Origin of the sequence: Sphingomonas sp. 35-24ZXX (genome assembly GCF_000786215.1) — a bacterium.
In the GTDB taxonomy this organism is placed as follows: Bacteria; Pseudomonadota; Alphaproteobacteria; order Sphingomonadales; family Sphingomonadaceae; genus Blastomonas.
On sequence record NZ_JROG01000004.1, the window covers coordinates 97,854 to 111,713 of the forward strand.

12 protein-coding genes are annotated in these 13,860 nt (G+C 65.7%); 8 read left to right on the forward strand and 4 right to left on the reverse strand.

What is annotated here, in order from left to right; genetic code table 11:
• Positions 1-23: 23 nt before the first annotated feature.
• The 5 genes from LI72_RS08725 to LI72_RS19025 all read left to right on the forward strand — a co-directional run bounded on the left by LI72_RS08725 (position 24) and on the right by LI72_RS19025 (position 5,003).
• The gene (locus LI72_RS08725; protein WP_033925542.1) at positions 24-2,570 is read left to right on the forward strand and encodes a helicase-related protein; all 2,547 of its coding nucleotides are present in this window, start codon (positions 24-26) and stop codon (positions 2,568-2,570) included.
• Between the two features lie 43 nt (positions 2,571-2,613).
• On the forward strand, positions 2,614-2,874 hold the full coding sequence (locus LI72_RS08730) for a S4 domain-containing protein (protein WP_231562414.1): 261 nt from the start codon (positions 2,614-2,616) through the stop codon (positions 2,872-2,874).
• A 131-nt stretch (positions 2,875-3,005) separates the two neighbouring features.
• Entirely contained in the window at positions 3,006-3,344 is a 339-nt protein-coding gene (gene fdxA, locus LI72_RS08735; protein ID WP_033925543.1) for a ferredoxin FdxA, read from the forward strand.
• Positions 3,345-3,694: 350 nt separating this feature from the next.
• A complete protein-coding gene (locus LI72_RS08740; protein WP_017672703.1) occupies positions 3,695-4,222 on the forward strand; it encodes a CarD family transcriptional regulator in 528 nt (175 codons plus the stop codon).
• A 154-nt stretch (positions 4,223-4,376) separates the two neighbouring features.
• On the forward strand, positions 4,377-5,003 hold the full coding sequence (locus LI72_RS19025) for a DUF2306 domain-containing protein (RefSeq protein ID WP_052129672.1): 627 nt from the start codon (positions 4,377-4,379) through the stop codon (positions 5,001-5,003).
• A gap of 7 nt (positions 5,004-5,010) precedes the next feature.
• Here LI72_RS19025 and LI72_RS08750 read toward each other — a convergent pair whose 3' ends face one another.
• The 4 genes from LI72_RS08750 to lptF all read right to left on the reverse strand — a co-directional run bounded on the left by LI72_RS08750 (position 5,011) and on the right by lptF (position 10,807).
• Positions 5,011-6,834 carry an AMP-dependent synthetase/ligase gene (locus LI72_RS08750; RefSeq protein ID WP_052129803.1) on the reverse strand — a complete coding sequence of 608 codons (1,824 nt, stop codon included), beginning with the start codon at positions 6,832-6,834 and terminating at the stop codon, positions 5,011-5,013.
• A 103-nt stretch (positions 6,835-6,937) separates the two neighbouring features.
• A complete protein-coding gene (locus LI72_RS08755) occupies positions 6,938-8,485 on the reverse strand; it encodes a lipopolysaccharide biosynthesis protein (RefSeq protein ID WP_156139558.1) in 1,548 nt (515 codons plus the stop codon).
• Positions 8,486-8,494: 9 nt separating this feature from the next.
• Entirely contained in the window at positions 8,495-9,592 is a 1,098-nt protein-coding gene (gene lptG, locus LI72_RS08760) for an LPS export ABC transporter permease LptG (RefSeq protein ID WP_033925544.1), read from the reverse strand.
• A gap of 9 nt (positions 9,593-9,601) precedes the next feature.
• Positions 9,602-10,807 (reverse strand): LPS export ABC transporter permease LptF, encoded by a 1,206-nt coding sequence (gene lptF / locus LI72_RS08765; protein WP_033926204.1) that lies wholly within the window; start codon positions 10,805-10,807, stop codon positions 9,602-9,604.
• Between the two features lie 134 nt (positions 10,808-10,941).
• On the opposite strand from lptF, the gene LI72_RS08770 reads away from it, so the two are divergent.
• The 3 genes from LI72_RS08770 (at position 10,942) to LI72_RS08780 (ending at position 13,625) form a co-directional block, all read left to right on the forward strand.
• Entirely contained in the window at positions 10,942-11,469 is a 528-nt protein-coding gene (locus LI72_RS08770; protein ID WP_033925545.1) for a DUF2141 domain-containing protein, read from the forward strand.
• Positions 11,470-11,474: 5 nt separating this feature from the next.
• Positions 11,475-12,452 (forward strand): diacylglycerol/lipid kinase family protein, encoded by a 978-nt coding sequence (locus LI72_RS08775; RefSeq protein WP_033925546.1) that lies wholly within the window; start codon positions 11,475-11,477, stop codon positions 12,450-12,452.
• Between the two features lie 270 nt (positions 12,453-12,722).
• On the forward strand, positions 12,723-13,625 hold the full coding sequence (locus LI72_RS08780; RefSeq protein ID WP_033925547.1) for a hypothetical protein: 903 nt from the start codon (positions 12,723-12,725) through the stop codon (positions 13,623-13,625).
• The last annotated feature ends 235 nt before the right edge of the window (positions 13,626-13,860 follow it).

A 13,860-nucleotide genomic window follows, 5' to 3' on the forward strand; every position in this document is an offset into this window, starting at 1 on the left:
GTAAGGGGTCGGAGGCTGCTCCCATGACCCGATTTTCGCCGTGCTCCGTGACAGCTGTGCTGGGGCCGACCAACACCGGCAAGACGCACCTCGCCATCGAGCGGATGTGCGCGCATTCCAGCGGCCTGATCGGCTTTCCGCTCCGCCTGCTGGCGCGCGAGGTCTATGACCGGGTGGTCAGGATCAAGGGGCCCAACGAGGTTGCGCTGGTCACCGGCGAAGAGCGGATCGTGCCGCCGGGCGCGCGCTGGTTCCTTTCCACCGCCGAAAGCATGCCGCTCGACCAGGGGCGCGATTTCGCATTCGTCGCGATCGACGAGGCGCAGCTGGGCGCGCATCCCGAGCGGGGCCATGTCTTCACCGACCGCTTGCTGAACGCGCGCGGGCGTGACGAGACGATGATCCTGGGCTCCGAAGCCCTGGCCCCGATGGTCCGCACGTTGGTGCCCGATGCCGAGATCATTGGCCGCCCCCGTTTTTCGACGCTGAGCTATGCCGGGATCAAGAAGCTTTCGCGCCTGCCGCCGCGCAGCGCCATCGTCGCGTTCTCGGCCGAAGAGGTTTACGCCGTGGCCGAAATGCTGCGCCGGTTTCGCGGCGGGGCTGCGGTGGTGATGGGGGCTCTGAGCCCCGCGACGCGCAACGCGCAGGTGGCGATGTATCAGGCCGGCGAGGTCGATTATCTCGTCGCCACCGATGCGATCGGCATGGGTCTCAACATGGATGTCGAGCATGTCGCCTTTGCCTCGCTGCACAAATATGATGGTGCGCGCAGGCGACGGCTGACGCTGGCGGAAATGGCGCAGATTGCCGGGCGCGCCGGGCGGCATCAGCGCGACGGCACCTTCGGATCGGTCGCGGGACATCACGACGCGCAGTTCACCGATGAAGAGATCGAGCGGATCGAGCAGCATCAGTTCCCGCCGCTCAAATCGCTGTTCTGGCGCGAATCGCGGCTTCGGTTCGACAGCCTGGGCCATCTGATCGGCGATCTGGAGCGCTCGCCGTCCAGCCCGGTCCTGAAGCCCGCGCCCGAGGCGATCGATCTGGCCGTGCTGCGCCGCCTTGCCGATGACCCGCAGATCGCCGCCAGCGTGCGCGGGACCGCGGCGGTGCGGCGGTTCTGGTCGGTGTGCAGCCTGCCCGATTTCCAGCATCGCGGCGCAGAGCATCACGCCAGCTTCGTATCCCAGCTCTGGCGGCATCTGGGCCAGGGGCGCGGCCATATTCCCGTCGATTTCATTGCGCGGCGCATCGCCGATCTGGACTCGGTGCAGGGCGATGTCGAGAAGCTGGGCGCGCGGATCGCGGCGATCCGCACCTGGGCCTATGTCGCGCAGCGCCGCGACTGGCTGGCCGATCCCGAAGAGATGGCGGGTCGTGCGCGCGCGGTGGAAGAGCGCCTGTCGGATGCGCTGCATCGCGCTCTGGCGCAGCGCTTTGTCGACCGCCGCACAGCCGTGCTGCTGCGCGGGCTCGGCGGCGATGCCTCGCTGCTGCCCGTGACCTTGGAAGAGGGCGATTCCATCTGCGTCGATGGCGAGCCGATCGGCCATTTGCGCGGCTTTGCGTTCGTCGTCGATGCGCAGGCACGGCTGGCGGACCGCAAGCTGCTGGTCGCGGCTGCCGACCGGCATTTGCCGTGCCTGCTGGCACAGCGGGCGCGGGCGCTGATCGCCGATGGTGCCGACGCGCTTTCGATCCGTGCGGATGAAAAGGGCCGTCCGGCGCTGTTCTGGCACGACCAGCGCATCGGCCTGCTGGTGCGCGGAGCATCGCTGGCGAGCCCGCGTTTCCAGGCCGACCGCGCGCTCGAGGCCATCCCCCGGGCCGATCAGGAGGCGCTGCTGGCGCACGTCGCTGCCTGGCTCGACGAGCATCTGCGCAAGCCGCTGGCGCCGGTGCGCGCGCTCGCCAAGGCCGCCGACGACCGGCGCTGCCCAGGGCCGCTTCGCGCCCTGCTGGTGCAGGTGATCGAGGCGGGGGGAGCGATGGAGCGCACCACCGCCGAGCCGCTGCTGGGGTCGATCGATGCCGCCGGGCGGCAGGTGCTGCAGCGGCTGGGCATCCGGCTGGGCAGTCTCGATGTCTTCTGCCCCGCGATGATCCGTCCCGATTGCCAGCGGCTGCTGCGCTTGATCGCTGCCGTGAAGGCAGGCGGACTCATGCCATCGGAGGCTGATCCCGCTATCGAGGCGCTGCGTACGGTGGTGCCCTCGGGCACGCTGCCCTCCGGCACGCACCCGGCCTATCGCGTGCTGGGCGACCAGGCCTTGCGAGTCGACATGGCGGAAAAGCTGATCCGCGCCGCGCACGACCGGCGGGGGCAGACCGCCACCTTCGCCATCGATCCGGCGCTCGCTATCTCGATGGGGCTGAGCGCGGAAAATGCCGAACGGTTGATGCGGGCTGCCGGCTTCCGCCGCGACGGCGCGGCTTCGGGCCTGCCGGCTGCACCGCTGTGGCGCTGGCGCGGGCTGGGGCGCAGGAAGAAGCAGGACGCGGCCCCCGAGGTCGCAGCGGCAGGACATTTCGCGGCGCTAAAGGAATGGAAGGTGGCGATTGGTTGAAAAGGGCGGAGCAGCATCATCGGGAACCGGCGGCCATATGCGCATGGACCTGCTGCTGTGGTATCTGCGGCTGGTGCGCAGCCGATCCCAGGGAAAGATGCTGGCCGAACAGGGGCTGATCCGCAGCAACGGCCATCGCGTCGTCAAGGCGCATCACGCGGTGCGCTGTGGTGATGTGCTCACCGTCCCGCAGGGGACGCGCGTTCTGGTGCTGCAGATTGACCAGCTGCCCTGGCGGCGCGGCCCGCTCGCCGAGGCGATGGCCTGCTACAGCGAACCCGGCGAGCGGCAGGCCATGGGCTAAAGCCCGGCTATCGGCGGCCAAGGCAGCGCCTTATTGACGCACCGGCCTTGTCGCAATAGCAAGGCCCGCAGAATCACCATGCCCCACCGGTCAAAGCTCCGGTGCGCCACACAGGGGAGCGATCACAGCCGATGACCTATGTAGTCACCGACGCCTGCATCAAGTGCAAATACATGGACTGCGTCGAAGTCTGTCCGGTGGACTGCTTCTACGAAGGCGACAATATGCTGGTGATCAACCCCAGCGAATGCATCGACTGCGGCGTCTGCGAGCCCGAGTGCCCGGCCGAGGCGATCCTGCCCGATACCGAAGATGGTCTCGAAAAGTGGCTCGAGCTGAACACCAAGTACAGCGCGGAATGGCCGAACATCACGCAAAAGCGCGATTCGCCGCCCGATGCCGACGAGTACAAGGGCAAGGAAGGCAAGTACGAAGCCTATTTCTCGCCCGAACCCGGCGAAGGCGACTGATCCTTTTCCCGCATTCAGCGCATCCTCTTCCCTGATCGGGAAGAGGATTGCGATGCAAGTCGAACGCGTTGGACAGCGTGGCTGCAAACGTTCGCAGTTTTTGTAGCGTCGCCGCGCGCTCGCACGGACTCTACCCTTGTTTTTGGGGGTTCTAGACCCCATTTGGGACCGGAATGGCCATTACAGGGTGGCTATTTTGTGACGAATCTGTTAAGTGCCGCTCATCAGCGCTGCAGATGAACGCTGATCCGTGTCCCTCTTTCGGTACATATTTGAGGAGATTCACTCGAACGGCATGCCCGCAAGTTCGAAAAGACTCCCACTTCCCCTGAATTGAGAAAGGTTTTTGAATGGCCGCCAAAGCGCTGTCTTTTGATGTAGGCGATTATGTGGTGTACCCCAAGCACGGTGTCGGCCGTGTTGTGGAACTTCAGAAGGAAGAAATTGCCGGCATGCAGCTTGAGCTGTACGTGCTGCGCTTCGAAAAGGAACGGATGACCCTTCGCGTTCCGGTCAACAAGGTTGAAAGCATCGGCATGCGAAAGCTGTCTTCGGACAAGACGCTGCGCGAAGCGATGGAAACATTGAAGAGCAAGCCCAAGGTCAAGCGCACCATGTGGTCGCGCCGCGCGCAGGAATATGAAGCGAAGATCAATTCGGGCGACCTCGTGTCGATCGCCGAAGTGACCCGCGATCTGTTCCGCCCCGACGATCAGCCCGAACAGAGCTATTCGGAGCGTCAGATCTTCGAAGCCGCGTCGAGCCGCCTGGCCCGCGAACTGGCCGCGATGGAAAAGACCGACGAGCCCGCCGCGCTCAAGAAGATCCTCGAGATCCTGAACGAGGCTGCGCCGCAATATTACGAAGCGGCCGAATAAGCCGCTCCGTTCCGGGTTCTAACCCGGAAAAAGCTACCCGAAACCCCCGGTTCCGCAGCAGTGGACCCGGGGGTTTTCGTTTGGGTTGCGCGGCTTTGGCGCTTGTTGCATCATCCAAAGACAAGCCGATCATCAACAGCCGGGGGAGGCGGATGTGACCAGCCAGCCATGGCCGCCGATCGATCACCGCCCCGGCCTCACCATTCCCACACTGCTGTTCTGGGTCGCGTTGCTCTCGACGCTTCCGGTCCTGTGGCTCAACGTGCTGCCGGCGCTGGGCGGCGGTGCGCGGCAAGGCCATGCCGATCATTCGCTGTGGATCGTGCTGCACGCGCTGACCGGATTGCTCACGCTCGCATCGGGTTTTGTTGCCTTGTGGATGGGCTGGACCCGGCAAGGGTTCGAATGGCACCGGCACACGGGATGCACCTATGTCGGTGCAGGCATGACGATGGCGTTCGTCGCCTTGTTTCTTGCGATCAGCGATCCTCACCGCAGCCCGGCCAATGGCTGGGCGACCGGAACGCTGGCGGTCGTGTGGCTGATCGCGACCAGCATGGGCTGGCGCCGCGGCAGCCAGAAACGCTGGCGATCCCACCAGATGTGGATGATCCGATCGATGGTGCTGACCTGGACCTTCGTCTTCTGCCGCCTCGCCCAGCGGCTGGAGGATTTCGAAGGCGTGGCCCCTGCGCTGGGCATCTGGCTCTACTGGGTCGCGCCCTTGGCTCTGGCCGAGGCCGGGCTTCAGCTGTGGAACCGCCGCATCCCCGCCCGCTGACCTTTGCTCAGCTCTTGTACAATCCGTCCAGCCGCGATTGATACCGGCCGCGAATGATGTGGCGCCGGATCTTCATCGATGGCGTCATCTCGCCATTCTCGATGCTGAACGGCTCTTCGGCGAAGGTGAACTGGCGCACCTTCTCGATCACCGACAGATCCGCATTCACGCGGTCGATGGCCGCGCGGACCGCAGACTTGAACGCGGGGTTCGCCTGCAGCGCGGCAAAATCGACCTTCAGCCCCTGCGCGGTGGCCCATTCCATCGTCCATTCGGGGTCGGGCACCACCAGCCCCACCAGATAGGGCCGCCGGTCGCCCGCCACCATCGCCTGGTGGATTTCGGGCTGCAGCGTCAGCATGCCCTCGACCTTCTGCGGCGAGACATTGTCGCCCTTGTCGTTGACAATCAGGTCCTTCTTGCGGTCGGTGATCGCGATGCGGCCGGCCTCGTCGATATGGCCGATATCGCCGGTGTGCAGCCATCCGTCCTTGAGCACGCGCGCGGTCTCCTCGGGGTTCTGCCAATAGCCGTGCATCACCAGTTCGCCGCGCACCAGAATCTCGCCATCGTCGGCGATGCGCACTTCGGTATCGGCGAGCGGCGGGCCCACAGTATCCATCTTCAGGCCCACGCTGGGCCGGTTGCACGCGATGATCGGCGCGGCCTCGGTCTGGCCATAGCCCTGCAGCAGCGTCAGGCCGAGCGAATGGAAGAACACGCCGATCTCGGGATTGAGCGGCGCACCGCCCGAGACCATCGCCTTGATCCGCCCGCCGAACCGCGCCTGGATCTTGGGGCGCAGGCTTTTCGACAGGATGAAGTCCATCGGCTTGTCGATGATTCCCGCGCGGCCGCCCAGCTGCTTTTCGCCCAGCGCCATCGCGCGTTCGAACAGGAAGTTGGCGACCTTGCCCTGTTTCTGGATCTGCTTGAGGATGCGCGCGCGCAGCACCTCGAACAGCCGTGGAACCACGACCATCAGCGTCGGACGCACCTCCTCGATATTGCTGGCGAGCTTTTCCAGCCCTTCGGAATAATAGATCTGTGCGCCGAGGCCGATCGGGAAGAACTGGCCCGCGCTGTGTTCATAGGCGTGGGACAAGGGCAGGAACGAGAGGAACACCTCGTCTTCCCAGGCGAAATCCTCGGCAATCACGCGGGTGGGCCCGGCGACATTGTGCAGGATCGCGCCATGGTGCTGCATCACCCCGCGCGGCGCGCCGCCGGTGCCGCTGGTGTAGATGATGCACGCGGTGTCATTGCGGGTAAGCGCGGCGGCATGGCTGCGCACGTCGGTCATCAGCTGCCGTTGCCGCTCGGCATCGCCAGTGACGAGATCGGACCAGCTGTGCGCACGGAAGCGGCTGGCCTGGCCGATCTTGAGCGGTTCCATGCCGATCACGTGCCATGCATTGCCCGCGCGCAGCACCGCGGGCAGCAGCGTGCGCGCCAGCTTGGCGTCAGAGACGATCACCGCACGTGCACCCGAATTGTCGAGAATGTGCTGGTGGTCGCGTTCGGTATTGGTGGTGTAGGTCGGCACAGTGATGCAGCCTGCCGCCATGATCGCAAGGTCGGCGATGCACCATTCGGGGCGATTTTCGCTGACCAGCATTACCCGGTCGCCGCGTGCCAGCCCCATGTCTTTCAGCGCATGCGCCAGCTCGGCCACCTGGCCTGCCGCCTCGTTCCAGCTGATCGACGTCCAGGCTCCGCCGCGCTTGGCCCACAGAAAGGGGGCGTTGCCCAGCTCGTCGGCCCGCGCAAAGAACAGGTCGACCAGGTTGTTGAAGCGGGAAAACTGGTCGAGAGATGTGTTGGCGATCACCGGGGTCAGGCTCCTCTTGGCGCCGTGCTTGGCGCGCACGGTCTTGGCCTTGCGGGTCTAGCGGGCTTTGCGGCGATGGGCAATCAGTGCGGCGCGCCTCGCCCTACAGCCACAGCTTGCGGCCGGCCTTGCCCAGGGCGGCCTTGTCGTTCGAGTCCAGCCCCAGCTTAAGGCCCAGCCAGACCAGCGGGAAGAACAGCGCAAACTGGATCGCGGCGCGGGCCACCATGGGAACGGCCGCCAGCGCAAGGCCCGCCAGCCAGAGCCCGGCAAAACCGCCCAGGCCGCAGAAGAGCGCGCGGATGAAGTGGCGGTCGAACGGGCCCAGCCGGTCGCTCACCCACAATTCGCCGACCGCCGCCCAGCTCGACACGATCACCCCTGCGCTCACCGCCAGCGCCATGCCGACAGCGCCCCAGTCCGCGACGGTCAGCCAGCCGACCAGACCGGCCGCCGCCAGCCCCGCCAGCGAATTGGCCAGCGGCAGCAGGCGGTGGCCGGTCATTTCGACAATCGGTGTCGCCGCCCCCAGGATCGTCTCGCCCGCGCGGCCGACCAGCAGCACGATCAGCACGGGGAGCGCGGCGGCGGCCTCAGGCGAGAACAGCAGCAGGATCGCATCGCCGCCTGCAATCATCACCCCGGTCAGCGGCAGCACGATGATTGCCGCCAGCCGGTTGGCAAAGCGGTATAGCGGGGCGATCTGCGCCTTGTCCGCCGCGCGCTGGGCGGCGCTCAGCGGGGCGAGCACATAAAGGAAGGTCTGGCGCACGATCAGCGGGACCGAGGCGATCTTGCGCGCAATGCCGAACAATCCCGCCGCCACCGCGCCGCCCGATCCGCTGAGCGCCAGCCCCAGCAGCACCGGCGGCAGATCGTTGAACGCGCGGCGCGCCAGATTCGGCGGCATCGTGGCAAGCCCGCTTTTCAGCGTGTCGCGGCGCAGGTTCTTCGGCATCGGTGCGCGCCACAGCAGGGCAAGATCGTAATAGCGCCCCAGCAGCCGCACCGACAGCCAGGCGGTGACTGCGAGCGAGGCGATATGCGCAATGAACAGCCCGAACAGGCGTATCCCCAAGGCATAAAGTGCGAACGCGACGATCAGCCGCGCGATCTGCTCCCAGAAGATGCGCAGGCGAATCTCGGGGCCAAAGGCGCGCTTGGCGCGTGCGGCCGCGGTCGCGATTTCCAGTGCGACGGTCAGCGGCAGCGTCCAGACGAACAGCGCGATCATCGCGGGCAGCTGCGGCCGCATCGCCGCATCGACGGCAAAGGCGGGCGCGATCCAGCCTGCGCTCAACGAAATGATCAATGCGACCAAAGCCGACGGCAGGACCGTCACCAGCAGCGCATAGCGCACCGCGCCATGTTCGCTCTCCCGGTCAGGCGCAGTTGGGACCGAGCGCTGCAGGCCCTGTGCCAGCGACAATGTCGTCAGCGTCGAAAGCAGGTTCACTGCGGCCCATAGCACGACATAGGTGCCATAGGTCGCCAGCCCGAACATCCACACGAACGCGGGCTGGGTGACGATCTCGATGATCGCGCCCATCCGCGCCAGGCCAGACAAAGCCGCGCCGCTCGCCACATCGGCGCGGCTGACGACAGGGGCGATAGCGGCTTGAGATGGGGGTTGGTCGGGGTCGGGGGCCACGATCGCGGCCTATTCCTCGGTCCGGATCAGAACGGTTTCGCCCACCATCAGGAACAGGAAGAACGGCGACCAGGCCGCGAGGATCGGCGGATAGGCACCCAGGTTGCCCATCGCCAACGCGAAATTGTCAGCGACGAAATAGGCAAAGCCCAGCCCCATGCCGATGATCGCGCGCAGGAACAGCTGGCCGGAACGGGCCAGGCCGAAGGCGGCGACCGCGCCGAGCAGCGGCATCAGCAGTGCCGAAAGCGGCCCGGACAGCTTGTGCCACAGGTTCGATTCGAGCGATGCGGTAGGGCGTCCGGCGGCCTTCAGCTCGTCGATCGCCTGCCACAATTGCAGGAACGAAAGCCCCTCGGGATTGACCTTGCTCAAGGTGAACTGGTCGGGGCGCACGCCGTTTGCGGCGGTGATATCGCCCAGCTGCTGCTTCTGCCCGGTGGCGACGTCGAACTGGCTGGCGTCGCTGAGCTTCCACCCGGCGCTGGTGTACACGCCTTCGCGGGCGCGGATGATGCGCGCCAGGCCGCCCTGGCTGTCCCGCGCATAAACGGCCACGCCCGTAAGCCGCGTCGCAGCGCCGGTGCCCTCGACGGTCTGGGCCTGGATGATGTTGTCGCCTTCGCGCACCCAGATGTTCGCCTTGACGTTCGAATCCCGCGGGATCGGGCCGAAGTCCGCCGCCTCCCATGCGCTCAGTGTCGCGGTGGCGCGGCTCAGGATGCGTTCGGAAAACACGAAGGTGATCGCCGAGACCGCGAAGGCCGCGATCAGCAGCGGCGCGAGCACCTGGTGCGCGGAAAGCCCGGCTGCCTTCATCGCCACCACTTCGCTGTTCTGGTTGAGCGTCGCCAGCGTGATGATCGTCGCCAGCAGCACCGAGAACGGCAGCACAAGGTCGATGATCTGCGGCGCGCGCAGCGAGATATAGGTCAGAAGCTGGGCTTGGCCATTGCCGGGATAGGCCAGGATCTTGCCGCTTTCGCCGAGCAGGTCGAGCGACTGCAGCACCAGGAACAGCAAGGCCGCCACCGCCAGGATGCTGGTGAGGAACTTGCGCGCCATGTAAACGGCGACCGTGCGCGAGGGGAAGAACTCCATCTGCATGACCCGGGCCTATTCCTGAAAAGACCGTTTGCGGCCAAAGCTGAACAGCCCGCGGATCGCCGCGCCCGATTTGGCGAACAGCTTTTCCAGCGCGCCGATCGGCTGGCCGCCGGGCACGAATGCCACCTGATAGTACATCCAGCCGATCAGCGCCGCGAAGGCGGCAAACGGCACCCACAGCGCCAGGATCGGATCGACCAGCCCCAGCGCGCCGACATCCTCGCCATATTCGTTGATCTTGTGATAGGTCACGATCATCACGATCGAGAGGAACACGCCCAGCGCCGATGTCGACCGTTTGGGCGGGATCGCCAGCGCCACCGCGAGCAGCGGCATCAGCAGCATCATGACCACCTCGACCATGCGGAAGTGGAAATTGGCACGGCTCTGGTTGCGCAGGGGTTCGGGGATGCTCGCATCCGCGCCGATCCGCACCAGCTCGGGAATCGTGTACTCGCGGTCCTTGCCGCCGCCCCGCCTGCGGAACGATTCGATCTTGGGCAGGTCGATCGGCAGATCGTGGTTGGAGAAGGTGAGCACGCGCGGCGTCTTGTAATCCGGCGCGTCATGAATCAGCGTGCCGTTGGTCAGCCGGAAGATGATGGTGTTGGGGTCGTCGGTGGCGAGGAACTTGCCCCGCTCTGCGCTGACCGACAAGGTCGTGCCCGATTTGGCCTCTGCCCGCACGAAGATGCCGAACAATTCGCGCCCGCCATCGCGGCTCTGCTCGATGCGCAGCGTCATCCGGTCGCCCAGCTGGGTGAACTCGCCCACCTTGATCGATGCGCCCAGCGCGCCCGAGCGCAGCTCGAAGCCCAGTTCCTCATAGGCATAGCGCGCCTTGGGCTGGATATAGCCGACCAAGGCCAGATTGACGAGCATCAGCGCCACCGCAAACATATAGGGCACGCGCAGCAGCCGGTTGTAGCTGAGGCCCACCGCGCGGAACACGTCGAGCTCGGACGACATGGCGAGCTTGCGGAAGGCGAGCAGGATGCCCAGCAGCAGGCCGATGGGGATGCCGAGCGAGAGATATTCGGGCAGCAGATTGGCCAGCATCCGCCAGACCACGCTGACCGGGCCACCTTCGGCCGCGACGAAATCGAACAGCCGCAGCATCTTGTCCAGCACCAGCAGCATCGCGGCGATGACCAGCGTGCCGACCAGCGGAAAGAAGACGAGACGGGCGATGTAAGCGTCTGTGGCGGTTAGCAGTTTCAACTTATTGTCGCCCTGTCACCATGATTTGGCCGCAAACGCTTCCCATAAGCAGACGGGTAAAGGGGGCTCATCAGCCTGGCCGCACCGTCTGGAGCGGACCGGCTATAGCTTCTGGGATTGATTACGTCATGTTCAAAATTGCGGCAAAATCACTGGCCTTCGTGGCTGCGGGCGGCATCGCCTTTGCAGCGTCCGTGCCCGTGGCCAGCGCGCAGCGACAGGAAATTTCCAACGACATGCGCAAATGCGGGCCCGGTGCATCGGGTCCTGCGGTGCATGTCGAGGTCAGCGGGTTCAAGGCCAACACCGGGCGCATCCGGGTTCAGGCCTATCCCGCGACCAAGGCCAGCTGGCTCGAAAAGGGCGCATGGATCAACCGGATCGACACGTCCGTGGCACCGCGCGGCGGCAAGATGAGCTTCTGCGTGCCCGTGCCCGAAGCGGGCGCCTATGGCATTGCGGTCCGCCACGATGTCGATGGCAGCGGCAAATCGGGCTGGAACGACGGCGGCGGTTTCTCGAACAACCCTTCATTGTCTCTGCTCAGTCTCAAGCCCTCTGCGGGCAAGACCGCCATCCGGGTGGGTCCCGGCGTTACGCGCATCTCGGTGGTTCTCAACTACCGGCAAGGGATGGCGATCAAGCCGATAGGATGACTTGAATGACTCTCGTGGCGCTCATTTCCAATCCGCGTTCCACCGGCAACAAGGCCCTGTTGCCGGCGGTGCGCGATTATTGCGCACGCAACCCCGATATCTTCCATTACGAGGTGGAGGAGGTGCACCAGATCGCCGATGCGCTGCGCGCCATTGCGCTCGTCAAGCCGCGGGTGCTGGTGATCAACGGCGGCGATGGCACCGTTCAGGCCACGCTGACCGAGCTTTATCACGGCGGCCATTTTGGCAAGACTCCGCCCGCGGTGGCGGTGCTCCCCAACGGCAAGACCAACCTGATCGCGCTCGATCTGGGCGCGCGCGGCAAGCCGCTGGCGACGCTCGACCGGATCGTCGAGATCGCCAAGACCGATCTGGAAAGCCATATCGTGGTGCGCCAGCTGATCGCGCTGTCCGATGGCGAGGACGGCCGCCCGGTGCTGGGCATGTTCATGGGCGGCGCAGGGCTTGCCGAGATCATCCTGTACTGCCGCCAGAAAATCTATCCTCTGGGCCTGCCCAATTCGGTGAGTCATTTCATCGCGGCCGTGGCCGGGCTGCTCACCATGCTGTTCGGCCTGACCGCCAAGTTCCTGCCGATCACGCGGTCGGCGCTGCGCATCTCGTACTTCCAGAAGGGCGAGCTCAACGGCAGCTTCATCGTGGTGATGGTGACGACGCTGGAAAAGCTGCTGCTGGGCAGCAAGGCGGAAAGCGGCACCTCACCCACCGGGCACCTCAAGTTCATCGCGGTCGAGCATAACCGGGCAGGGCTGACCACCATGCTGATCGACACGCTGATGGGCCGTTTCGGCACCCGGCGCGGGCGCGGCGTGCATCTGGCGCGCGAGGACATGATCCGCATCGACAGCGATCGCAGCCGCAGCCGCGTCGTGCTCGACGGCGAAATCTTCGAGGCCAGCGCGGGCAAGCCGATCATCCTGCGCTCGACCGATCCCGTGCCGTTCCTGCGGCTGGCGGCCTGAAAGCTGTATTCGTCATTTTCGCAGGCGGGAGGGGCCGAGTTAGTTTCTCCCCTCCCGCAAGCGGGAGGGGAAGGGCTGGCGCAGCCAGGTCGGGGTGGGCATGAACCGCGCAGCCGCCCGTCAAGATAAGAAATGCGTACGTTGCTCCTTGTAGATATGCGCAATTTCGATGATGATAGTCCCTCCGGTCCCCCGATCAGACCCACCCCCGCGCAGCGGCTTTCGCCGCCGCGCGACCCCTCCCGCAAGCGGTAGGGGAGAGGAATTGTCATGACCGCCACGCTCCAATCCCTGATCGCCGCCGAGGCGCTGCAGCCTGTGGACCCGCGCGTGTCTGCGTTCGCCGCCGAGCTGGTGCGCCCGTTCGGGCCGACTGGGCGCGCGGTGATCTTCTATGGCTCGTGCCTGCGCGAGGCGCAGCTCGACGGGCTGATGCTCGATTTCTATGTGATCGTGTCGGACTATGCCGAGGCCTATCGCGCGGCAGGCAAAGGGGGATGGATGGCGCGCGCCAATGCGCTGATCCCGCCCAATGTTTTTCCCGCAGCGCATGACAATCTCGCCGCGAAATACGCCGTGCTGTCCGAAGCCGACCTCGCCAAGGCCTGCTCGATGCAGGCGGGGGATGTCTCGGTATGGGCGCGCTTTGCGCAGCCGGTGCGGCTGGTGTGGAGCGCGGATGCTGCGGCGCGCGAGACCGCGCTGGCCGCGCTCTGCGAGGCGCCGGTGACCCTGATGCGCCACGCCGCGCCGCTCACCGATGCTGCCGCCAGCGATCCGCTGGCGATCTGGCGCACCGGCTTCACCCGCACTTATGGCGCCGAACTGCGCGCCGAACGCGGTGACCGACCCGACAAGGTCGTCGATTTCGCGCCTGATCATTATGCCGCCGTGGGGCAGGCGATCGCCCGCGCGCACCCCGATATCGCCAGCCTGCCGCGCGCCGAGGCCGAAAGCCGCTGGGCGCAGCTCCGGCGCCGCGGCAAGCGCCTCACCGTGGCAAGGCTCGCCAAGGCGAGTTTCACCTTTGCCGGCGGGATCGATTATCTTGCCTGGAAGATTAACCGGCACGCAGGCACGCAGATCGACATCCAGCCCTGGCAGCGCAAATGGCCGTTGGTCGCCGCGGTGTTCCTGGTGCCGAAGCTGCTGAAGAGCGGCGCGGTGAAATAGCGGTCAGCTGTCGTCCTATTCGGCTCTCCGTTGATGGGAGAGGCAGCGAGACGTGGTGGCGTGCCATCTAGTCGCAACGGTGGGGGTGATGGTGCGGCTGGGTGCGAAGGCAGAGTGTCGCAGCCAATGTCCGATCAGGAGGGATCACCCCCCACCCAACCCTCCCCCATCGAGGGGGAGGGCTTAAGCGGCCCCCCCTCCCGCAAGCGGGTTGGCAGATTGGGAGCGCCACTCT